The organism is uncultured Campylobacter sp. (genome assembly GCF_938030145.1).
GTDB lineage: Bacteria > Campylobacterota > Campylobacteria > Campylobacterales > Campylobacteraceae > Campylobacter_B.
On sequence record NZ_CALHGM010000046.1, the window covers coordinates 1 to 19,809 of the forward strand.

The 19,809-nt window shown below is 44.9% G+C and carries 29 protein-coding genes and 1 pseudogene; 26 read left to right on the forward strand and 4 right to left on the reverse strand.

Features of this window, described 5'->3' with window-relative positions:
- Positions 1-149: 149 nt before the first annotated feature.
- The 3 genes from coaE (at position 150) to dapF (ending at position 2,871) form a co-directional block, all read left to right on the forward strand.
- Positions 150-824, forward strand: coding sequence for a dephospho-CoA kinase (gene coaE / locus Q0323_RS10740; RefSeq protein ID WP_297897682.1), 675 nt, complete (start codon positions 150-152; stop codon positions 822-824).
- A 68-nt stretch (positions 825-892) separates the two neighbouring features.
- Positions 893-1,813 (forward strand): tetratricopeptide repeat protein, encoded by a 921-nt coding sequence (locus Q0323_RS10745; protein WP_297897680.1) that lies wholly within the window; start codon positions 893-895, stop codon positions 1,811-1,813.
- Positions 1,814-1,992: 179 nt separating this feature from the next.
- Positions 1,993-2,871, forward strand: a complete 879-nt coding sequence (dapF, locus tag Q0323_RS10750) for a diaminopimelate epimerase (protein WP_297897678.1) — start codon at positions 1,993-1,995, stop codon at positions 2,869-2,871.
- A gap of 708 nt (positions 2,872-3,579) precedes the next feature.
- Here the strand turns inward: dapF and Q0323_RS10755 are convergent.
- From Q0323_RS10755 to Q0323_RS10765, 3 genes are all read right to left on the reverse strand, one after another.
- The gene (locus tag Q0323_RS10755) at positions 3,580-3,744 is read right to left on the reverse strand and encodes a hypothetical protein (RefSeq protein WP_298054403.1); all 165 of its coding nucleotides are present in this window, start codon (positions 3,742-3,744) and stop codon (positions 3,580-3,582) included.
- Positions 3,745-3,849: 105 nt separating this feature from the next.
- Complete coding sequence (locus tag Q0323_RS10760; RefSeq protein ID WP_298054406.1) at positions 3,850-4,185, reverse strand: hypothetical protein; 336 nt, start codon at positions 4,183-4,185, stop codon at positions 3,850-3,852.
- Positions 4,186-4,268: 83 nt separating this feature from the next.
- Positions 4,269-5,600, reverse strand: coding sequence for a hypothetical protein (locus tag Q0323_RS10765; protein WP_298054408.1), 1,332 nt, complete (start codon positions 5,598-5,600; stop codon positions 4,269-4,271).
- 280 nt (positions 5,601-5,880) lie between these two features.
- Here Q0323_RS10765 and rpsJ point away from each other — a divergent pair, with 280 nt between their 5' ends.
- The 23 genes and pseudogenes from rpsJ (at position 5,881) to Q0323_RS10880 (ending at position 18,845) form a co-directional block, all read left to right on the forward strand.
- Entirely contained in the window at positions 5,881-6,192 is a 312-nt protein-coding gene (rpsJ, locus tag Q0323_RS10770) for a 30S ribosomal protein S10 (protein ID WP_005869011.1), read from the forward strand.
- An 11-nt stretch (positions 6,193-6,203) separates the two neighbouring features.
- The gene (gene rplC / locus Q0323_RS10775) at positions 6,204-6,782 is read left to right on the forward strand and encodes a 50S ribosomal protein L3 (RefSeq protein WP_298054411.1); all 579 of its coding nucleotides are present in this window, start codon (positions 6,204-6,206) and stop codon (positions 6,780-6,782) included.
- Positions 6,779-7,393: a 50S ribosomal protein L4 gene (gene rplD / locus Q0323_RS10780; protein ID WP_005869006.1), complete on the forward strand. Its 615-nt coding sequence runs from the start codon at positions 6,779-6,781 to the stop codon at positions 7,391-7,393. The genes rplC and rplD overlap by 4 nt, the downstream gene beginning before the upstream one ends.
- A 1-nt stretch (position 7,394) precedes the next feature.
- Positions 7,395-7,676 carry a 50S ribosomal protein L23 gene (locus Q0323_RS10785; protein WP_298054412.1) on the forward strand — a complete coding sequence of 94 codons (282 nt, stop codon included), beginning with the start codon at positions 7,395-7,397 and terminating at the stop codon, positions 7,674-7,676.
- A gap of 1 nt (position 7,677) precedes the next feature.
- Positions 7,678-8,508, forward strand: a complete 831-nt coding sequence (rplB, locus tag Q0323_RS10790; protein WP_298054414.1) for a 50S ribosomal protein L2 — start codon at positions 7,678-7,680, stop codon at positions 8,506-8,508.
- A 2-nt stretch (positions 8,509-8,510) separates the two neighbouring features.
- Positions 8,511-8,792, forward strand: a complete 282-nt coding sequence (rpsS, locus tag Q0323_RS10795) for a 30S ribosomal protein S19 (RefSeq protein ID WP_298054417.1) — start codon at positions 8,511-8,513, stop codon at positions 8,790-8,792.
- Positions 8,793-8,801: 9 nt separating this feature from the next.
- Positions 8,802-9,113, forward strand: a pseudogene (gene rplV, locus Q0323_RS10800) (50S ribosomal protein L22); the annotation flags it as partial.
- Between the two features lie 21 nt (positions 9,114-9,134).
- Positions 9,135-9,830: a 30S ribosomal protein S3 gene (gene rpsC / locus Q0323_RS10805; RefSeq protein WP_005868997.1), complete on the forward strand. Its 696-nt coding sequence runs from the start codon at positions 9,135-9,137 to the stop codon at positions 9,828-9,830.
- Between the two features lie 2 nt (positions 9,831-9,832).
- Complete coding sequence (gene rplP / locus Q0323_RS10810) at positions 9,833-10,258, forward strand: 50S ribosomal protein L16 (protein WP_005868996.1); 426 nt, start codon at positions 9,833-9,835, stop codon at positions 10,256-10,258.
- The gene (rpmC, locus tag Q0323_RS10815; RefSeq protein ID WP_005868995.1) at positions 10,245-10,427 is read left to right on the forward strand and encodes a 50S ribosomal protein L29; all 183 of its coding nucleotides are present in this window, start codon (positions 10,245-10,247) and stop codon (positions 10,425-10,427) included. Before rplP ends, rpmC begins: the two co-directional genes overlap by 14 nt.
- Positions 10,428-10,436: 9 nt before the next feature.
- Positions 10,437-10,688 carry a 30S ribosomal protein S17 gene (gene rpsQ, locus Q0323_RS10820; protein ID WP_005868994.1) on the forward strand — a complete coding sequence of 84 codons (252 nt, stop codon included), beginning with the start codon at positions 10,437-10,439 and terminating at the stop codon, positions 10,686-10,688.
- Positions 10,688-11,056 carry a 50S ribosomal protein L14 gene (rplN, locus tag Q0323_RS10825; RefSeq protein ID WP_005868993.1) on the forward strand — a complete coding sequence of 123 codons (369 nt, stop codon included), beginning with the start codon at positions 10,688-10,690 and terminating at the stop codon, positions 11,054-11,056. Before rpsQ ends, rplN begins: the two co-directional genes overlap by 1 nt.
- Complete coding sequence (gene rplX / locus Q0323_RS10830) at positions 11,056-11,289, forward strand: 50S ribosomal protein L24 (RefSeq protein WP_005868992.1); 234 nt, start codon at positions 11,056-11,058, stop codon at positions 11,287-11,289. The genes rplN and rplX overlap by 1 nt, the downstream gene beginning before the upstream one ends.
- Positions 11,290-11,291: 2 nt before the next feature.
- Positions 11,292-11,837, forward strand: coding sequence for a 50S ribosomal protein L5 (gene rplE / locus Q0323_RS10835; protein WP_291938590.1), 546 nt, complete (start codon positions 11,292-11,294; stop codon positions 11,835-11,837).
- Position 11,838: 1 nt separating this feature from the next.
- A complete protein-coding gene (locus Q0323_RS10840; RefSeq protein WP_005868990.1) occupies positions 11,839-12,024 on the forward strand; it encodes a type Z 30S ribosomal protein S14 in 186 nt (61 codons plus the stop codon).
- Positions 12,025-12,033: 9 nt separating this feature from the next.
- Positions 12,034-12,429, forward strand: coding sequence for a 30S ribosomal protein S8 (gene rpsH / locus Q0323_RS10845; protein ID WP_005868989.1), 396 nt, complete (start codon positions 12,034-12,036; stop codon positions 12,427-12,429).
- A 77-nt stretch (positions 12,430-12,506) separates the two neighbouring features.
- On the forward strand, positions 12,507-13,043 hold the full coding sequence (gene rplF, locus Q0323_RS10850; RefSeq protein WP_298054419.1) for a 50S ribosomal protein L6: 537 nt from the start codon (positions 12,507-12,509) through the stop codon (positions 13,041-13,043).
- A gap of 10 nt (positions 13,044-13,053) precedes the next feature.
- Positions 13,054-13,410 (forward strand): 50S ribosomal protein L18, encoded by a 357-nt coding sequence (rplR, locus tag Q0323_RS10855; protein WP_005868987.1) that lies wholly within the window; start codon positions 13,054-13,056, stop codon positions 13,408-13,410.
- A 15-nt stretch (positions 13,411-13,425) separates the two neighbouring features.
- Positions 13,426-13,869 carry a 30S ribosomal protein S5 gene (gene rpsE, locus Q0323_RS10860; RefSeq protein ID WP_297915221.1) on the forward strand — a complete coding sequence of 148 codons (444 nt, stop codon included), beginning with the start codon at positions 13,426-13,428 and terminating at the stop codon, positions 13,867-13,869.
- 12 nt (positions 13,870-13,881) lie between these two features.
- The gene (rplO, locus tag Q0323_RS10865; RefSeq protein WP_005868985.1) at positions 13,882-14,283 is read left to right on the forward strand and encodes a 50S ribosomal protein L15; all 402 of its coding nucleotides are present in this window, start codon (positions 13,882-13,884) and stop codon (positions 14,281-14,283) included.
- Positions 14,283-15,548 (forward strand): preprotein translocase subunit SecY, encoded by a 1,266-nt coding sequence (secY, locus tag Q0323_RS10870; RefSeq protein WP_297990172.1) that lies wholly within the window; start codon positions 14,283-14,285, stop codon positions 15,546-15,548. The genes rplO and secY overlap by 1 nt, the downstream gene beginning before the upstream one ends.
- Positions 15,549-16,307: a type I methionyl aminopeptidase gene (map, locus tag Q0323_RS10875; protein WP_297923258.1), complete on the forward strand. Its 759-nt coding sequence runs from the start codon at positions 15,549-15,551 to the stop codon at positions 16,305-16,307.
- A 498-nt stretch (positions 16,308-16,805) separates the two neighbouring features.
- Positions 16,806-18,845 (forward strand): sulfatase-like hydrolase/transferase, encoded by a 2,040-nt coding sequence (locus tag Q0323_RS10880; protein ID WP_298054422.1) that lies wholly within the window; start codon positions 16,806-16,808, stop codon positions 18,843-18,845.
- A 171-nt stretch (positions 18,846-19,016) separates the two neighbouring features.
- Here Q0323_RS10880 and Q0323_RS10885 read toward each other — a convergent pair whose 3' ends face one another.
- Positions 19,017-19,733, reverse strand: coding sequence for a PAS domain-containing protein (locus Q0323_RS10885; RefSeq protein ID WP_298054424.1), 717 nt, complete (start codon positions 19,731-19,733; stop codon positions 19,017-19,019).
- Between the last annotated feature and the right edge of the window lie 76 nt (positions 19,734-19,809).

The window sequence follows — 19,809 nt, forward strand, 5'->3', positions numbered from 1 at the left end:
TGACGAATGGTTTTATCGCGTTTACGAAGTCATTTCCCGCGTCTATATCGACGCCAGCGTCTTTGTAGCTTATCAAATTTTATCCTCCAAGATGGTATAATTTCGCAGATTTTAGCTAAAATCGAATAAAAACGCTATAAAGGCTCACCTTGAAATTTAAACACTCCATCGTCATCACGGGCAGCATCGGAAGCGGCAAGAGCGCGGTTTGCGAGCTGCTTCGTGATCGCGGATTTGAGATTATCGATGCCGATAAGATTTCGCATGACGTTTTGGATCGCTGCGCCGCGCAAGTGGCTGAAATTTTCGGCGCGCAATACGTCGTGCAAAAAGACGTGAAAGCTAAAAATTTGAGTTTACATGCGGAATTTGACGCTAGCGGTGATGGGGAAATTTTATCCGCCCCTTGCGTTTCAGTAGATCGCAAAAAGCTAGGCAAGCTGGTGTTTAAAAACCCTGTGGAGCTTGCAAAGCTAGAAGCGCTACTGCATCCAAAGATAACGGCCGAAATTTTATCGCAGGCGCAGGCTTTGGAGGCGAAAGGAAAGCTTTTTTTCGTCGATATTCCGCTGTTTTTTGAGGGCAAGAGGTATGAGTTTTTTGATAAAGTAGCGGTTGTTTATGCGCCTAAAGATACGCTGATAGCGCGCGTGATGAAGCGAAACGGGCTGGATCATGTCGCCGCAAAGCACCGCGTGGAACTGCAAACGGACATAGAGCAAAAGCGCGACATGGCGGACTTTGTGATAGACAATAGTGGCGATCTTGCCGCGCTTAAGGCCGCGGTGGAGAGATTTTTAAAAGAGCTAAAAGATAAAATTTAGCCCTTTGCGCGAGAGCTCGTAAAAATTTATACGCGAATTGAGATGAGTTGAAAATAAAGGAGAAGGCGATGAGGATCGGTAGCTGTGCCCAAAAGGGCGCTAAATTTCAAAAATTTAAAAGCGCGCCGCTTAAAGAGCAGTTGAAATTTACGGCGCGAGCGGTTTTGCTCTCCGCGCTGTTTGCGACGGGCGCTTCGGCGGAGATCGACGATCTAAGAAAAGGTTGCGCCGCGGGAAGCGAGATGGATTGTAAAAAACTAAGCCGCGTGATAAATGAGCTGCAGCGCAACTGCGACGCAGGCGGCGAGGAAAATGCGCTAGATTGCGCAAATTTAGGCTACGCATACGACTCAAATAGAAGCTTCAGGCAGGCCGCGCGTTATTACGACAGGGCGTGCAAGCTCGGCGAGCAGAAAGGCTGCGTCTATTTAGGGCTGCTCTACAACGACGGGCAGGGGGTGGCGCAGGATCGCAAGAGGGCGAATGAGCTTTTTAGCGACGCCTGCAAGAAAAACAGCAGCGAGGGGTGCGCGAGCCTCGCATACAACTATAAAAAGGGCCTCGGCGTCTATCCCGACACGAAAAAGGCGATTGAGCTTTTGATTAAGGCTTGCAAGATGGGGCAAGTAGAGGCGTGCCATAACCTAGGGCTTAGCTACGCTCTGGGCGAAGGCGTGAAAAAAGACGCGGACAGGGCCAGGACATTTTTTACGAGGGCTTGCGAGCAAGGACACGTGGATTCGTGCGTAAATTTGGGCGTTACGTATTTCAAAGGCGACGGCGGGCAAAAGGATCACGCGCTTGCCGCGAAGTATTTTAGCGAGGCGTGCGAGAATGGTGGCGAGCCGCTAGCTTGCTCAAATTTAGCGTATCAATACGAAAAAGGCTGGGGCGTGACGAAAGATAAAAAGAAGGCGCGCAAGCTCTATGAAAAAGCTTGCAAGCTCGGAAGATTTGATGCTTGCGAGCATTTAGAGACTATGAGATGAGAGGCTCTAACATCAAGCGCGAAAACGCATAACAAAATGGGCTCACGAAAGAAGATACGTTAGTAAATTGAGTCTTAGTAAAGCCTAGGAATAAGCGATGCGCTTAAATTTAGATAGAAGTAAAATTTTAATAAATCGCTAGTGAGCGTTAGTAATTTTAAAAATTTGCGAGGTAAATGATGAAAATTTCAAAATATAATGCGAGCGGCAATGATTTCGTGATTTTTACGGATTCGGTTAAGGCGGATAGATCCAAGTTAGCGCGTGAGCTATGTGATAGGCGCGATGGAGTAGGCGCTGACGGGCTCATCGTCGTGCTACCGAAGTTTAACGGTATCGAGGGGATAAACTTTGAGTGGGAATTTTATAATAGCGACGGCAGTAGCGCCGATATGTGCGGCAACGGCTCGCGAGCGGTATGCATGTATGCGTATGAAAATTTTTTGGCCGCGCAGAGTATGAAATTCCTAAGCGGCGCAGGCGTAATTAGCGGTGAAATTTTCGGTATTTTCGGCGGAAATTTGAGCGAGAGCATGCGAGGCGAGCTACGCAATGTAAGCTTTGGCGAGATTTTCAATCTGCGTCCTAATGCTCACGCGTTAGTAGCTAACGTCGAGGTAATGTTAACTCATCCTAAGCGCCTGGGCGAAAGCTTTGAGGAGGCAGGGCTAACGTGGTATTTTTATAACACAGGAGTGCCGCACTTAGTAACTTTTGTTAGCGATTTAAATGAGTTCGACGCCGCGCTGGCCCGCGACCTGCGCGAAAAGTATAACGCTAACGTTAATTATGCGTTAGTTCAAAGTCGCCTCGCAAGCAAAATTTTAAAGGTGCGCACCTTTGAGCGTGGCGTAGAGGCAGAAACTCTCGCATGCGGTACGGGGATGGCAGCATGCTTCATCGCAGGCGTCGAAAATATGGGGCTAGCTCCCGACATCCGCGTGATACCTGCAAGCGGCGAAATGCTAAATTTGCGCTTAGGAGATGGAGGTAAAATTTACTTTCGCGGCGACGTTAGACATACTTTCGATGGCGAATTTATCGGATACGTGGAGTAAGCAGGGCGGAATTTCGAGCCGGTTTGCGCGAGAATTTTAATTTTGAGGTAAAATTCGTCGCTTCACTGCAAAATTTAATTCCTAAATTTCGGAATTTTATGAAATAAAATTTTAAGATTTCAGCGTGTGGAATTTTGCTACTAAATTTAAAATTTTTGCTTGAATTTCACATTTGTATCGCATTAATTTAGGCTTCTGCGGAATTTAAGCGTTATAGCGTTATAAAATTTACGCCCTAACCCGCTCATTTGGTTTATAATTTTTGCTGCCACCGCAAAAAATCCGCCGTGTTCGCACAAGTGAAATTCCGTCGCATTTGCACGAGCGAAATCCGCCACTAATAGCAGAAAACGCGGCATCAAGCGCAAATCCTCGGCGCGGATAAATCTATCATTGACGATAAAGGCTAGATTTGTAGATGCGGCAATTCTTGAAGTGCGGTAGAATTTACTAACGACGATAAAAGCATAGTGTAGTTACGGCAAAATTTAAAATTTGCTCCCGCCGAATTTCGCCGCGCCGTCATTTTGTTGTTTAAATTCCACCCGCATCGGTTTCACCTAAACTAGGCATAAAGCCTGATGATTAACTCTCTGGCGAGCGCTAAAATCACGACGAAAATTATAAATTTTAATAAAGATTTTTGTCGCATCGCAACAAGCATGGCGATGCCGAATAAAACGAGCGCAATGTCTAAAAATGTATCTTTCATACGCTTAATTGAAATTTAATCAAAATGCTAAGTATGATAAGAAGTATTATAAAGCGCAAGATTGAGCGCATGGAGGATAGATCGCCAAATTCTTTGTCATATTCCTTTTTTACCTCCCACTCAGCTTTCCATGCGAACATTTTTACTATAAAATCTAGCATTTTCATCTCCTTTTTTTAAGGCGAGTCGTATAAAACGAAATTTTGTCGCGCCACGTGAAATTAAAGAATTCTATCTAATTGGCGCTTAAAATTTTTAATCTTGAACTATTTGTCGGCGTTTTGGACGAGGGCTTTTTCGTATTTTTCGATAAAGCTTCGCCCTGACTCGCATAGGCGGTAGATGAAAATCTTCGACGCCTTGCCCGCATCAAGCCCCGTGTCCTTAATGCTTTCGCGCTGCAGATAGCCCCAGTTTTTATGAATTATATCGAGAGTCGATTTGATCGAAGTATAGTTGCGTCCGCTCGCGGCTGCGAATTCGTTCACGGGTCTCATAAACTCTGCATCGCTTTGCTTATTGCGACACAAAAGCCCCTCTTCGCCTTGCGATTCGACCAGTTTTAGAGTTTCATAAATGAGTTTATCTTTTAATTTGATCATCGGCTTTCCCTTGCGTAATTGATATGGGTTTGCCAAAATTATATCATAAAATTTATATTTTTATGATATGAAATGTCAATAAATCAGAAGCTAAGCGCGAATTCGTGAAACGGCACGACATCGCAGCGGATACCCTCAATCTCGAGCCTACCGGAGTTTGCCATAGACACAACTTTTAAACTTGTGATGCCAAGCTTTTTGAGCACACTTAAAATTTTTCGGAATTTTAAAAAGATAATGTCCGCGTCGCTGAAAGGAATGACGAGAACCCCCATCTTTAGAGCAGGCAGGTAAAAATCCAGCTCTTTTGTGTAAAAAATTGGTGTATTTAGCCCCAAAAGCTCGCAAAAAAGGACGTTGGCAAATTTTTTCGAGAAGTCCTTTTTGCTCGTTAAAATTTCGCGCATATTAAAATGCGAAAAATATAATTTTTTTGCGCGCGCGGGCTCGCCAGCTTTGCTTAAAAATCTGATGAAATTTTCCCGCTCAAGTTTGGCGATAGTGCCGTATACGGCGTCTTTGGAGATCTTGATGCGCGGCTTTAGCGCGGTGTAAATTTTATTTGCGCTAAATGCGGCGTGGACGAAGCTTAGGCACTCTTTGAGGATTAAAATCTCCGTGCGGCTAAAGTTTGCCGTAAGCAGCCTCTGCTCGAATTCTAAAATTTCAGCGGGGGTTATGAAGGGGTTTTTTGCGCCGCCGCCTTGGGCTAAAAACGCCGAAATCATCGAGTTTATTTCGTTGTGACGCTTGTCGAAGGCGATAAATTCTTCAAACGAAAGCGGCAAAAGCTCAATCCGCTCAAAGCCTGGCAAAACTAACTCTTTATCGCGAGTAGAAATTATAAAACGCTTTAAATTTAGCCCCTCGGCGAAGCTTTGAAGCGATGAAATTTCAAAATCGGCGCTACTAAAATTATCCAAAAAAAGCGATGAAATTTGCTCGTTGGCGGCTAAAAATTCTTTGATCTCGCAGAAGAAATTCTCGCTCCTATTTTTTGCGCTGTAGAACTCCGCATTTTTTGTGTTGTTTGAACTGCCTGTGCTTGCGTTTTTTGTATCTGTATTTTTTGCGGCGGCGCGATAAAATTTATCTATATCCGAAATATCCGCGCCAAGTGTAGCTTCTCTGCTTATTTCATGCTCATTTACTTCGCTAGCCTTTGTATCGCCTGCGCTATTTCTAGCTGCAAAAATTGCATCATTCGCTACCGCCTCTTCAAGGCGTAGATCGGCTAAATTTAGGTACAAAATTTCATCTTTTTTAAGTTCTGAAATTTCATTTTTTAGCACGGCGCTTTTGCCGGAATTTAGCACTCCGTAGATTATGGTTTTGGGAGAGTTTACATATTTTTTGCGCGGGATAAAGCTTGCAAATTCCGGCGGATTTTCATAAAAAAATTTTAGATCATTCATAGTGGATATTTTAAAATTTTCCTTATTAAAAGGAAATAAATCTGAAAAATCCTATGAAATTTTTATATCTATTTTAAATTTATCTAAAAATTTTTGTATTGAAAATTTCCAGCACCCTAAAAATTTTCGAAATTCTATATATTTTTCCTTATTAAAAGGAAATATTTCCATAAAATTTGGTTATTTTCTTGACAAAGAGGAAGCGCTTTTATATAATGTGCGTCTTTTGTTTGAAACAAAGGGTCGCGCGTTGCGACAAGTTCTTTATTAAGGAAAAGTGATGCAAAAAATTAGGTTAAAACTCAAGGCTTATGACCATCGAGTTTTAGATCGCACAGTTTCGGCTATCGTTGAAGCCGTAAAAAGAACAGGTGCGGACGTCAGAGGTCCCGTGCCGATGCCTACGAAGATTAAACGCTACACCGTTTTAAGATCTCCGCACGTAAATAAAGACTCCAGAGAGCAGTTTGAGATGAAAATTCACGCTCGTATGCTAGACATCGTAGCGGCTACGCCAGATACGGTTGATTCGCTAACTAAGCTTGATTTGGCTCCGGAAGTCAACGTCGAAGTTCACGCGATGGGCAAATAAGGGGTAAAACAATGGAATATATTGTAGAAAAAATAGGTATGAGTAGGACGATCGACACGAGCAGCACGCCCGTGACGCTTTTACGACTTATCAATACCAAAATTTGCGAAGTTTGCGATGAGAAAAAAGCTATCGTAGCCTACGCAGAGGGAAAAGCGCATAATAAAGCTATCGCCGGCATTCAAAAGAAATATAGCCTAAGCAAGGAATTTAATAAATTCGCAACACTAAGCTTAGAAAATGCCGAGCTTGGCGATCAAAATTTAGATGTTTTGAGCGAAGCCAAGATCGTCAAAGTAAGCTTTAAATCCAAGGGCAAAGGCTATCAGGGCGTTATTAAACGCCATGGCTTTGCAGGCGGTCCTGCAGCGCACGGTAGCCGCTTTCACCGAAGGCCTGGTTCTATTGGTAACTGCGAGTGGCCGGGTCGCGTTCAGCCTGGTATGAGGATGGCAGGACACACTGGAAACGAAACGATCACCGCTAAAAACGAAGTCATAAGCTTCGATGCCGAGAATAAAATTTTGGTGCTTAAAGGCTCGGTTCCTGGATTTAACGGCGCAATGGGCAGAATAAGGATAGTAAAATGAGTAAAGTAAGCGTGCTTAACGAAAAACTGGAAAAAGCAAGCGAAATTGAAATCCCTGCGAAATTTTCGGAAGTCAATTCGCACAATCTATATTTGTACGTCAAATCTTACCTTGCTTCGCTTCGCGCAAATACGGCTAACGCTAAAACTCGCGCCGAGGTTAGCGGCGGCGGTAAAAAACCGTGGCGACAAAAGGGTCGCGGTGGCGCACGTGCGGGCTCAACGAGAACCAATGTCTGGGTAGGCGGCGCGGTCGCATTCGGTCCGACTAACGAGCGAAATTACGAGCAGAAGGTCAATAAAAAGCAAAAACGCCTTGCGTTGGAATTTGCTATCAATGAGAAAGCGAACGAGGGTAAAATTTTTATCTTCGATGATTTGGAGCTAAAAAGCGGTAAAACCAAAGATGCGGCAAATTTTATTAAGAAACTAGGCGTTAGAGATGCGCTGATCGTTAAAAACGAGCTAGACGCACAAACTCTTTTGGCCTATAGAAATCTTAAGAATTGCTATGTCATCGATGCAAGCGAGGTCAATGCTTACCTAATCGCAGTTTACGGCTCAGTCGTATTCGAAAAAGCGGCATTTGAATCAATAGTGAAAGAGGACTAAAATGGCAGATATAACAGATATCAAAACGATCCTTTATACGGAAAAGTCTCTCGGTCTTCAAGAAAACGGCGTGGTCGTTATCCAAACTAGCCCGTCGGTTACGAAAAACGGACTAAAGAGCGTTTTAAAAAACTATTTCGGGATCACTCCGCTAAAGATAAATTCTTTAAGACAGGACGGCAAAGTAAAAAGATTTAGAGGTAAAATGGGCGCTAGAAACGATGTGAAAAAATTCTACGTCAAGCTACCTGAGGGCACAAGCCTAGAAAGCGTGGAGGCGTAAAATGGCGATCAAAACTTATAAACCGTATACTCCAAGTAGAAGATTTATGACCGGGCTTAGCAGCGAGGATATCACTGCAAAAGCTAGCGTTAGAGGCTTGCTTGTTAAAATTCCTGCTGCAGCCGGAAGGAACAATAACGGTCGCATTACCAGCCGCCATAAACAAGCAGGAGCTGCTAAACTTTATAGAATCATCGATTTTAAGCGAAACAAATTCGGCGTTGCTGGCAAGGTCGAGGCGATCGAATACGATCCGAATCGTAACTGCCGTATCGCGCTGATCTCATACGCAGACGGCGAGAAGCGCTACATAATCAAACCTAACGATCTTAAAGTGGGCGACGTGGTAGCTGCTGCCGAGGGCGGATTAGATATTAAACCGGGCAATGCGATGAAGATGAAAAATATCCCCGTAGGTACCATCCTGCATAATATCGAGTTAAAACCGGGCAAAGGTGCTCAAATGGCGCGTAGCGCCGGAGGCTATGCTCAGCTTATGGGTAAAGAGGAAAAATACGTCATTTTACGTCTGCCTAGCGGCGAGATGAGAAGAGTGCTCGCAGAGTGCATGGCTAGTATCGGCGTAGTAGGTAACGAAGAGTGGGCAAACATCGTCATCGGCAAAGCCGGACGCAATCGCCACAGAGGTATCCGTCCTCAAACCAGAGGTTCTGCAATGAACCCGGTTGATCACCCACACGGCGGTGGCGAGGGTAAGAAAAACTCCGGCCGCCATCCGGTAACTCCGTGGGGCAAACCGACGAAGGGCTATAAAACTCGCCATAAAAAAGCGAGCGATAAGCTTATAATTTCAAGAAGGAAAGGAAAATAAAAATGGCTAGATCGCTAAAAAAAGGTCCTTTCGTAGATGATCACGTAATGAAAAAAGTCGTTACGGCGAAGGAAGCGGGCGATAACAAACCGATCAAGACTTGGTCGAGACGAAGCACGATCGTGCCTGAGATGATCGGACTTACGTTTAACGTTCATAACGGAAAGAATTTTATCCCGGTTTACGTTACCGAACATCATATCGGTTATAAATTAGGCGAGTTCGCTCCTACGCGCACTTTCAAGGGCCACAAAGGCTCCGTGCAGAAAAAGATCGGCAAGTAAGGATAGAATATGAGTAAATCAACTATTAAATTTGTTCGCCTTTCGCCGACAAAAGCAAGACTTATCGCAAAGCAAATTCAAGGCATGAATGCGGAATTCGCCCTTGCTACTTTGGAATTTACGCCTAATCGCGGCGCGAAATATATCGCTACGGCGATTTCAAGCGCGGTCGCAAACGGCGGCTTTGAGCCTGAAGAGGTCGTAGTTACAAGCTGCCGAGTGGATGCGGGTCCTGTGCTTAAGAGATTTCGTCCGCGCGCCAGAGGTACGGCTAGCCGTATCCGCAAGCCTACTTCGCACATCATCGTCGAAGTAGCAAAACCAAGTAAGAAGGAAGCGTAAATGGGACAGAAAGTAAATCCGATCGGTTTAAGATTAGGAATTAATCGAAATTGGGAGTCTAGATGGTTCCCTTCTAAAGCGACGCTTTCCGAGAGTATCGGCGAGGATTACAAGATTCGCAAATTTTTAAAAGCCAAGCTTTATTATGCGGGAATTAGCCAAATTCTTATCGAAAGAACGGCTAAGAAAATTCGCGTAACGATCGTAGCCGCAAGACCGGGTATTATCATCGGCAAAAAAGGCGGCGAGGTCGAAAATTTAAGAAGCGAAGTCGTTAAGCTAGTCAATAAAGACATAGCCATCAATATCAAAGAGGAGCGCAAAGTAGGCTCGAACGCACTTTTGGCTGCGGAAAACGTAGCTATGCAGTTAGAGCGTCGCGTTGCATTCCGCCGCGCTATGAAAAAGGTCATCCAAGGCGCTCAAAAAGCAGGCGCAAAGGGAATCAAAATTTGCGTCGCAGGTCGCTTGGGCGGTGCGGAGATGGCTAGAACCGAATGGTATTTGGAGGGACGCGTTCCGCTTCATACTCTAAGGGCTAGGATCGATTACGGCTTTGCCGAAGCGCATACGACCTACGGTAATATCGGCATTAAGGTTTGGATCTTTAAGGGTGAAATTTTACAAAAAGGCATCCAGGCTGAAAAGACCGATGATGCGCCTAAAAAAACACGCAGACCAAGAAGAGGTAAATAGTTATGTTGATGCCAAAAAGAACAAAATACCGCAAGATGATGAAAGGTCGCAATCGCGGCTACGCGACGAGAGGAAATTCCTTGACGTTCGGCGATTTCGGTATCAAAGCGGTAGAGGCGGGTAGGGTAAATTCTCGCCAGATCGAAGCGGCTCGTGTCGCGATGACGCGCTTCGTAAATCGTCAAGCTAAAATTTGGATTAAGGTATTCCCAGACAAGCCGCTTACCAAAAAGCCTCTACAAACTCGTATGGGTAAAGGTAAGAGCGGCGTAGAAGAGTGGGTAATGAATATAAAACCGGGCAGAATCATTTTCGAGATGACCGGCGTTAGCGAAGAGGTTGCTAAAGAGGCGCTTATGCTTTCGATTCATAAACTACCTTTTAAAACGAAAATCGTAAGTAGGGAAAGCGAAAATGAAATATACTGATTTGAAAGATAAAGATTTGGCTGAGCTGAATTCTATGTTGAAACAAAGTAAGTTGCTTTTATTTACGGCTAGACAAAAGCTAAAAACTATGCAGCTAAGCAATCCTAACGAGATTCGCGCTATCAAAAAAGATATCGCTAGAATCAACACCGCTATTAAAGCGAAATAAGGATAGGTTATGGCATTTAAAAGAGAAATTCAAGGCGTAGTCGTAAAGAAGGCGGGCGATAAAACAGCTACCGTTTTGGTAGAGCGAAGGGTTATGCACCCTAGATATAGAAAGATCGTAAAAAGGTTTAAAAAATATCTGATCCACGATGAAAACAACGTCGTAAAGATCGGTGATACCATATCTGCGATCGAGTGCAGACCGCTAAGCGCTAGAAAATCGTTTCGCTTAAAAGCGGTTTTGAAAACAGGAGTTGAATAATGATACAGAGTTTTACCAGACTTGCGGTAGCTGATAATAGCGGCGCAAAAGAACTTATGTGTATTAAAGTTTTGGGCGGCAGCAAAAGAAGATACGCCACAATCGGCGATATTATCGTTTGCTCTGTAAAAAAAGCGCTCCCTAACGGCAAGATTAAGCGCGGTCAAGTAGTAAAAGCCGTAGTCGTTCGTACGACTAAAGAGTTGCACAGAGGCAACGGCTCACTAATTAGATTCGATGAGAACGCAGCCGTTATTTTGGATTCAAAAAAAGAGCCGATCGGCACTCGTATTTTCGGTCCTATCGGTAGAGAGGTCAGGTACGGCGGTTTTATGAAGATCGTTTCGCTGGCTCCGGAGGTTTTATAATGGCAGTAAAATTTAAGATTAAAAAAGGCGATCAAGTAAAGATCATCGCAGGTGACGATAAGGGCAAAACAGGCACCGTTAAGGCCGTGTTTCCTAAAAAAGCTCAAGTTATCGTCGAGGGTTGTAAAATGGCTAAAAAGGCTATCAAACCAACCGAGCAAAATCCGCAAGGCGGCTTTACAAGCAAAGAGATGCCTATGGATATTTCAAACGTTGCGTTGGTAGAGGGTTGATTATGAGCAGACTAAAAGATAAATACGCTAATTCCATCAGAGCTGCTTTGCAGAAAGAATTTGATATAAAAAATCCTATGCTTATCCCGGCGCTTGAAAAGATCGTTATCAGCGTAGGAACGGGCGAATCGAGCAAAGATCAAAAAGTGCTTCAAAATATGGCAGATACTATCTCGCTGATCGCAGGCCAAAAAGCACTTATCGTCAATGCAAAAAAATCGGTTGCCGGCTTTAAAGTGCGCGAAGGTTTCCCGGTAGGCATAATGGTCACGTTACGAAAGGAGCAGATGTTTGCCTTCCTAGACAAACTGATCTCTATCGCGCTTCCTAGGGTTAAGGATTTCCGAGGACTACCTAGAACGGGCTTTGACGGACGCGGCAATTATAACTTCGGTTTGCAAGAGCAGCTGATGTTCCCTGAGGTCGAATACGATCAAATTTTAAGAACTCACGGTATGAATATAACCGTTGTAACGACTACAAATAACGATAAAGAGGCATTTAAATTGCTAGAGTTATTCGGCATGCCTTTTGCAAAAGGAAAATGATATGGCAAAAAAATCAATGGTAGCCAAGGCGAAACGCCCCGCTAAATTTAGCACTCGCGCATATACCAGATGTCAAATTTGCGGTCGTCCGCACTCCGTTTATAAAGATTTTGGAATTTGTCGCGTTTGCCTTCGCAAGATGGCAAACGAGGGCTTGATCCCAGGTCTAAAAAAAGCAAGCTGGTAAGGAGAAGAGATGATTAACGATCTTATTTCAGATGGACTAACTCGCATCAGAAATGCTGCGATGCGAAGGCTAGATACGACTAAGCTTTTTCACTCAAACGTCGTTGAGGCTATGCTTAAAATTTTAGCCGAGAAGGGCTATATCGAGAGCTACAACGTAGTAGAGGAAAACAATAAAAAGATCATCAACGTAGTGCTTAAATACGACGAAAAGGGCAGGAGCGTGATAAACGAAGTTAAAAGGATTTCGACTCCGGGTCGCCGCGTATATCAAGGCAAAGACGAGATCAAGCGCTTCAAAAACGGCTACGGAACCGTCGTCGTTAGCACAAGCAAAGGCGTTATGAGCGGTATCGACGCGCACAAAGCCGGCGTCGGCGGCGAAGTGCTTTGCACGATCTGGTAAGAAGTTTCTACTTTTTATGGCATTGTGGTATCCATTCGTAAAAGTAGACATACCCTAGACAAATAAAAAGGAAAATTATGTCAAGAATTGGTAAAAAACCGATCTCTATTCCAAACGGCTTAGAGGTCAAAATCGACGGCTCGGCGATAAAATTTAAAAAATCGAATAACGAAAAAGAGCTTGATTTAAAAGGTCATGTCGATGTAAAAATCGAAGACGGAAAGATAGAATTCTCACCTAAGGGTGAGGATAGGCAGAGCAGGGCGTATTGGGGAACATACCGCGCTTTAGCTAACAATATCGTCCTTGGTCTTACCGAGGGCTTTTCAAAGCAGCTTGAAATCAACGGCGTCGGCTATAGAGCCGCGATGAAGGGCAAAGTACTTGAGCTAAATTTGGGCTTTTCGCATCCGATAAATTTTGAATCTCCAAAAGGAATCGAAATTTCTGTAGATAAAAACGTCGTAACCATCAAAGGCGACGACAAGCAGCAAGTAGGTCAAGTAGCAGCCGAGATCAGAGGATTCAGACCGCCTGAGCCGTACAAGGGTAAAGGCATCAAGTATCTTGAAGAGCATATCATCCGCAAAGCCGGAAAAACAGCTAAGAAATAAGGGTTGAGAAATGACACAGAACGTATTAAAAAGAAAGATCTCTTTAAGAATCAAGAGAAAAAGAAGGATTCGCGCTAAAATTTCAGGCGTCGCATCTTGCCCTAGAATTTCTATTTTCAAATCCAATAGGACAGTTTACGCTCAGGCTATCGACGACGCGGCGAGCGCGACTTTGTGCGCCAGCAGCGGTAAGGTTTTAAATTTAAAGGCAAACAAAGAGGGCGCGGCTAGCTTAGCTAAAGATTTAGCCTCCAAGCTAAAAGATAAAGGCATTTCTGAAGCGATTTTCGATCGCAATGGCTATTTGTATCATGGCGTAATCGCAAGCTTTGCCGAGTCGCTACGCCAAAACGGCATCAAACTATAACCCAAAGGAATGATTGTGGAAAAGTATAATAGAGAAGAATTTGAAGAGGTAATTGTCAATATCGGTAGGGTTACAAAAGTCGTTAAAGGCGGTAGAAGGTTTAGGTTTACGGCTCTTATCGTAGTAGGCAATAGAAACGGCTTGGTAGGCTTTGGCTTTGGTAAGTCCAAAGAGGTTCCCGATGCGATTAAAAAAGCGGTAGACGATGCGTTTAAAAATATCATCAAGGTAAATTTAAACGGCTCTACCATCACTCACGACGTTGAAGTAAAATACAATGCGAGTAAAATTTTATTAAAGCCGGCGAGCGAAGGTACCGGCGTTATCGCAGGCGGTTCAGTCCGCCCAGTTTTAGAGCTTGCGGGTGTTAAAGATATCCTCACTAAATCGCTAGGTTCGAACAACTCCTCAAATGTCGTAAGAGCTACGATGAAAGCTCTTAGTATGTTAAAACACTAACAAGGATAAAAGATGGGATTAGAAAATCTTAAAAAAGCCCCAGGCTCGACTCACGCTACTAAGCGCTTGGGTCGCGGTCAAGGAAGTGGCTTAGGTAAAACTGCAGGTCGCGGCGGCAAGGGTCAGACCGCGCGTACCGGCTCTCATGAAAAAAGAGGCTTCGAGGGCGGTCAGCAGCCGATTCAGCGAAGGCTTCCAAAGGTAGGTTTTACTTCTAAATTTGAAAAGCCTTACGTGATCAATGTCGATAAAATCGAAGCTATCAAAGATCTTAGTGAGATCACGATCGAAAGCATCAAATCCGTTCATAAAATTTCAAATTCCGTTAAAAAGATCAAGCTGATCGGCGTAGGCGCAAAAGCGCTCGCTAGCAAGATCAAAGACGAGAATGTAAAGTCTAGCGGACAAAAATAATGAATAAATCGCTACGCAACAAAATTCTCATTACTTTGGGCTTTCTTTTTGCCTATAGGTTGCTAGCTTACGTGCCGGTTCCGGGAGTGGACGTTGAGGTTATAAAGCAATTTTTTCAAAACAATAGCAACAACGCTTTTGGAATGTTTAATATGTTTAGCGGTAACGCGGCGGAGCGATTCAGCGTTATTTCGCTAGGCATTATGCCTTATATTACCGCTTCGATCATTATGGAGCTGCTCGCCGCAACCTTTCCAAATTTAGGCAAACTCAAAAAAGAGCGCGACGGTATGCAGAAATATATGCAGATCATCAGATACGCTACAATCGCAATCGCTATGGTTCAATCCATCGGCGTTAGCATCGGCTTGCAGGGCATCCACGGACAGACCGGAGCGCCTGCGATAATGGCTGAAAATACCAACGAGTTTGTTTTTATCTCGTGCATTTCGATGCTGGCAGGCACCATGCTTTTGATGTGGATCGGAGAGCAGATCACGCAGCGCGGAGTCGGTAACGGCACCAGCCTTATTATCTTTGCAGGTATCGTAAGCGCCATCCCTAGAGCGATCGGAAGTACTGTAAATTTAGTAAATACTGGCGAGATGAATTTCTTGATTCTTGCCCTTATCATAGCTATTGTTTTGCTCACTATCGGCGTGATCATCTACATAGAGCTGGGCGAGCGCAGGATTCCCGTTTCGTTTTCGCGCAAGGTATTGATGGCGAATCAAAACAAGCGCATTATGAACTATGTGCCGATCAAGCTAAATTTAAGCGGCGTCATTCCGCCGATTTTTGCAAGCGCAATTTTGATGTTTCCGACCACTATTTTGCAGGCAAGCACCAATCCGATCATCCAAAAGATCCACGATTTCTTAAGCCCGAGCAACTACTTTTTCAACTTCTTAACTTTTGTTTTAGTCGTATTTTTTGCGTATTTTTACGCATCGATTGCGTTTAATTCAAAAGATATAAGCGAAAATTTAAAGAAGCAGGGCGGATTTATCCCGGGCATTCGTCCGGGTGAGGGAACGGCGAGCTTTTTAAACGAAGTTGCTAGCCGCCTTACGTTTTGGGGCTCGATCTATCTCGGTCTCGTAACCGTTATCCCGTGGCTGCTCGTTAAATTTATGGGCGTGCCGTTTTATTTCGGCGGTACCAGCGTGCTGATCGTCGTCTCCGTCGCACTCGATACGATGAGGCGCATCGAAGCGCAGATCTATATGAACAAATATCAGACCCTAAGCGCGGTCGGATTATAAATGGCGATTTTACTTAAAACGAAAAAAGATTTAGAGGGGCTTCGTGCGGCGAACAGGATCGTCGCGCAAGCCCTTGATTACGCAGCTTCATTCATAAAGCCGGGTCTTAGCCTACTCGAAGTTGATAAAAAGATCGACGATTTCATCACTTCAAAGGGCGCGTATCCCGCTTTTAAAGGGTTATACGGATTTCCAAACGCCGCCTGCCTCTCGCTAAACGAGGTCATCATCCACGGCATCCCCGACGAGACGATCTTACAAGAGGGCGATATCTTAGGCGTCGATCTAGGCTCGAAGCTAAACGGATATTTCGGTGACAGCGCGCGCACTCTGCCCGTCGGTAAAATTTCAAAAGCCGACGAAGATCTCATCGCATGCAGCAAGGATACGCTAGAGTTTGCCATCAAAACGATCAGGGTAGGGATGCACTTCAAAGAACTAAGCTTCGAGATCGAGAAATTTATCCGTGCGCGCGGCTTTGTGCCGTTATACGGCTTCTGTGGCCACGGCATCGGCAAGCACCCGCACGAAGAGCCTGAGATCCCAAACTATCTGGAGGGCAACAATCCAAAATCAGGCCCCAAAATCAAAAACGGCATGGTCTTTTGCATCGAGCCGATGATCTGCCAAAAGGACGGCACGCCGGTCATCGCCGAGGATAAGTGGAGCACGAGAAGTAAGGATGGACTTCGCACCAGCCACTACGAGCACTGCATGGCGGTTTTCGACGGTAAAGTCGAAGTCCTAAGCGTCGCATAGATTTCGCACAAAAGGCGACTTGGACTAGTTAAAATTTTACACTTTTGCCAAGGCGAAATTCCGCCCGCGATTAGATTTCGACAATTTTACATCGCTCGCGTCTTGGAATTTTACCTCAGCCGCTTCACGCATAAATTTTATCCGAAAGAAACCTATCGCACTAGAAATTTTAAAACCTATTGTGACGGTTTGCGGGCTAACCACAAAATTCTAAAAGCCGAGATTTTAGCTCATACTTTCTGTTTTTTTAAAGCCTCATTTTGTAGCTTCGCTCTTAGATCCGCTTTCAATTAAAATTTAGCCTCAAAATTCCGCCGTTCAATTCCATGCCCCGTATCTTTAAAATTTAGCTGTAAAATTTAAAGCGTAAAAGCGCGCAAGTAAGCGAGCTCAAAGCTTTAAGCGGCTAATATTGCGCCTTGATTTTAAAGCGAAAATGTGTCGCGCTATGCAGAGTGGGCGTCGTCGCGTCTCCTCGTACAAGGCAGGAAATATAAAATGAGAGAAAAATTTTATGTAGCGCTAGCAAATATAGGCGGGCTTATGGCGCGGACGAAAGTGGGCGGGCTCGTGGCGCGCTTGCTTATGAAAATCGACCGCGGCTTTTTTGCCGCACTGCGCGAGCGTCCCGTATGGAGGGCATTTTGGCTAGCTACGGCGCTGTGCCTGCTCGCATGCTGGGCTAAGATACATTATCAGATCAACGGACCTATCTTTGCCTACGTCGCCGAGAGCTTCCCTGCGGTATTTATCACAAATTTACTCATCTTTCACCTCTGCTACCTGCTTAGCGGCCGATTTTTTAAGCTCGTTTCGTTCGTGTTACTAGCGCTAATTGCGCTAATTGCGAGCGTGGCTTTGTTTTTGATCGTAAATTTTGACTCAAGCTTCAACGTGGTAGCGATCGACGCGCTTGTGCATACCGACGCAGCCGAGACGCGCGAGTTTATTTCGCAGTTTCTTAACTTTGCAACGATTTTATATTTAGCGGTGCTACTTGGCTGCATCTTTGCGGCGCTAAGAGCAGGGCGGAGAAAGAGGGAGCAAACGCATAGCCGCCTAAGATTGCTACTAGCGGCGCTTTATCTTATCTACGGGGCGATCTTTTGCACGGATATCGCTGTCAAAGCTTCCCGGGTCAAGCAGGGCTATATAACCAAGCTATCGCAATATGTCCCGCTGGAGTTTGCCTTTACGATAAAAGACTATCTGAGCGATAAGAATTTCATTACCGATATGCGCGAAGTGCAGCTCGGATATGACGAGGCCAAGCGCGCGAACGAAAGCGTTTTAAGAGGCAGCACGAATTCGGATCCGCAAAACTCCGCCTTGGATTCCGCGTCTGAAAATTCCGCGCCCGCATCAAGCGCCCAGGTGCAAAATTCCGGTGCAAATTTAAATTCTACTCCTGCCTCGGGCGCTATGGCGCAGAGCTCCGGCGAGATTTTAAATTCCGTACCACAAAGCCCCGGCGCGATTTCAAATTCCAAAACCACTGACGCTACTACAAACCCCGCCTTGCAAAAGTCTCGCGTCAAAAATATCATCCTAATAATCGGCGAGAGCTTGCAGCGCGGGCATATGTCGCTCTACGGCTACGGCGTTAAAAATACGCCGCTTTTAGAGAAACTCGAAGCGAGCGGCAATCTGATAAAATTTAGCGATACAATCTCGCCTTACGGCACGACTAATCAGGTGCTGATGCGGCTTTTAAATTTCAGCGATTACGAAAGCGAGCGCAAAAGGGCGTGGTTTCGCAACCTTAGCATCATTGATATGTTTAAGCTAAGTGGCTACCGCACCTTTTGGATTAGCAATCAAGAGGCTTTCGGCGCACATGCGTTAAGCGCTAAAAGCGCCGCCGATCGCGCGGACGCGGAATCCTTCCTTTCAAAGAGCAATCTTTATGAAACCGTCCGCATCAAGCCTGACGGAGTGCTGCTTCCGCTCATAAATCAGGCGAAAACGGGGCAGAGCGAGCGAAATTTCTACGTGATCCATCTCATCGGCAGCCATATGGATTACAGCCTGCGCTATCCCGAAGGATTTGGCAAGTTTAGCGCGACGGACGTAAAGGCAAAACTTACTTCCAAGCAGAAAGATGTCGTCGCATATTACGACAACAGCGTGCTTTACAATGATTTTGTCATAAGTGAAATTTTTAAAATTTTTTCGGGTGATGACAGCCTCATCGTCTATCTTAGCGATCACGGCGAGAATTTATACGAAAATGGACGCCTTGGGCACGGCATGGAAAGCCGCTTTACTTACGAAATCCCGCTGATTTTCATAGCTTCGCGCGAGTTTTTGAGCGATCACGCTAAGCTATGGCAGAGGCTAGCTGCGGCGAAAGATAAACCTTTTATGAGCGATGATTTGGCACATCTGCTAGCAGATATCATCGGTGTCGCGCCACTTGAGTTTGACGAGCGCAAAAGCCCGATACGAGCGGATTTCAATGCTTCGCGCAAGCGAATTGCTAACGGAGTCGATTATGACGAGAAATTAAAGAATACAAAGGGCTACGAGCTCGAGTAATAGATGAGTTTTGCTTTTATTGCGCTACAGCTGCATGAACTAGGAATTGGCGCATCACACTTTTGATCGGTTCATCAAATTCAGATTAAAATTTGCGCCACCCCATATGGCTACGCTGATAATAAGGCGCGCAACGTTTGTTAAATTTGAGATCAAATTTATACACCGCGGTTAGCTCTCCTTTTTTACCTCATCCATATACGAGTAAATCGTGACTTTCTGCGTCCTAAGCGCCTTTGCGACGAGCTCCACCGCGCCTTTTACCTCAAAAATCCCTTTTTGCGCGAGGAATTTTACGATACGCTTTCGATCCTCTTTCTTCATCCCCTTTACATCCAGATTGTGCGTAGCCGATGCGATCAGGTCTTGGACGATGTCAAGGATATTTTGCTGCGAATCGTTAGAGTTTTTTGCTTCTAAATTTACGCTGTCATTTGAGCTCGCTTCATCTAATGCCGCGTTATTACAGCCTACGTCGGTAAAATTTGCGCCCTGCAACTCCTTGCTATCGAGCTTTGCATTCGGCAACAGATTTTTTATTACTTTGTATGCCGCCATGGCGCTTGAGGTATCTATATTTACGCATAGCGCGCCTACTACTTTGCCGTTTGCGGCGCGGATCAGAGAAGTCGAGGAGCGTATGAGCTTGCCGTTTTGCGCGGTGAAGTAGTAGTTTGCGGTGCAGTCGTTTTCAAAATTTTTGCTTAGCAACACGTCCTTTATCAGATGATCGAAGCTTTGGCCGATCCTCCTGCCCGTCACGTCGCCGAGGACAAAAACGACGGAGTTTTGCGGCGTGCTCATATCGTGGATGACCACCTCGCAATCGCCGATCGTATTTTTAATAAGGTGCGCGGTCGGTATAAAGGTCTGCAAAAGTTGGTTCAATTCGGGCTCCTGAAATTTCATATAAAAAAATCTATGAATTTAGATTAAATTTTAAAATTTTTACAAATTTATAGAA

Coding starts and splice junctions, on each gene's coding strand:
- Q0323_RS10745 (WP_297897680.1), top strand. CDS start 893: ATGAGGATCGGTAGCTGTGCCCAAAAGGGCGCTAAATTTCAAAAATTT.
- dapF (WP_297897678.1), top strand. CDS start 1,993: ATGAAAATTTCAAAATATAATGCGAGCGGCAATGATTTCGTGATTTTT.
- Q0323_RS10755 (WP_298054403.1), bottom strand. CDS start 3,744: ATGCTAGATTTTATAGTAAAAATGTTCGCATGGAAAGCTGAGTGGGAG.
- Q0323_RS10760 (WP_298054406.1), bottom strand. CDS start 4,185: ATGATCAAATTAAAAGATAAACTCATTTATGAAACTCTAAAACTGGTC.
- Q0323_RS10765 (WP_298054408.1), bottom strand. CDS start 5,600: ATGAATGATCTAAAATTTTTTTATGAAAATCCGCCGGAATTTGCAAGC.
- rpsJ (WP_005869011.1), top strand. CDS start 5,881: ATGCAAAAAATTAGGTTAAAACTCAAGGCTTATGACCATCGAGTTTTA.
- rplC (WP_298054411.1), top strand. CDS start 6,204: ATGGAATATATTGTAGAAAAAATAGGTATGAGTAGGACGATCGACACG.
- rplD (WP_005869006.1), top strand. CDS start 6,779: ATGAGTAAAGTAAGCGTGCTTAACGAAAAACTGGAAAAAGCAAGCGAA.
- Q0323_RS10785 (WP_298054412.1), top strand. CDS start 7,395: ATGGCAGATATAACAGATATCAAAACGATCCTTTATACGGAAAAGTCT.
- rplB (WP_298054414.1), top strand. CDS start 7,678: ATGGCGATCAAAACTTATAAACCGTATACTCCAAGTAGAAGATTTATG.
- rpsS (WP_298054417.1), top strand. CDS start 8,511: ATGGCTAGATCGCTAAAAAAAGGTCCTTTCGTAGATGATCACGTAATG.
- rpsC (WP_005868997.1), top strand. CDS start 9,135: ATGGGACAGAAAGTAAATCCGATCGGTTTAAGATTAGGAATTAATCGA.
- rplP (WP_005868996.1), top strand. CDS start 9,833: ATGTTGATGCCAAAAAGAACAAAATACCGCAAGATGATGAAAGGTCGC.
- rpmC (WP_005868995.1), top strand. CDS start 10,245: ATGAAATATACTGATTTGAAAGATAAAGATTTGGCTGAGCTGAATTCT.
- rpsQ (WP_005868994.1), top strand. CDS start 10,437: ATGGCATTTAAAAGAGAAATTCAAGGCGTAGTCGTAAAGAAGGCGGGC.
- rplN (WP_005868993.1), top strand. CDS start 10,688: ATGATACAGAGTTTTACCAGACTTGCGGTAGCTGATAATAGCGGCGCA.
- rplX (WP_005868992.1), top strand. CDS start 11,056: ATGGCAGTAAAATTTAAGATTAAAAAAGGCGATCAAGTAAAGATCATC.
- rplE (WP_291938590.1), top strand. CDS start 11,292: ATGAGCAGACTAAAAGATAAATACGCTAATTCCATCAGAGCTGCTTTG.
- Q0323_RS10840 (WP_005868990.1), top strand. CDS start 11,839: ATGGCAAAAAAATCAATGGTAGCCAAGGCGAAACGCCCCGCTAAATTT.
- rpsH (WP_005868989.1), top strand. CDS start 12,034: ATGATTAACGATCTTATTTCAGATGGACTAACTCGCATCAGAAATGCT.
- rplF (WP_298054419.1), top strand. CDS start 12,507: ATGTCAAGAATTGGTAAAAAACCGATCTCTATTCCAAACGGCTTAGAG.
- rplR (WP_005868987.1), top strand. CDS start 13,054: ATGACACAGAACGTATTAAAAAGAAAGATCTCTTTAAGAATCAAGAGA.
- rplO (WP_005868985.1), top strand. CDS start 13,882: ATGGGATTAGAAAATCTTAAAAAAGCCCCAGGCTCGACTCACGCTACT.
- secY (WP_297990172.1), top strand. CDS start 14,283: ATGAATAAATCGCTACGCAACAAAATTCTCATTACTTTGGGCTTTCTT.
- map (WP_297923258.1), top strand. CDS start 15,549: ATGGCGATTTTACTTAAAACGAAAAAAGATTTAGAGGGGCTTCGTGCG.
- Q0323_RS10880 (WP_298054422.1), top strand. CDS start 16,806: ATGAGAGAAAAATTTTATGTAGCGCTAGCAAATATAGGCGGGCTTATG.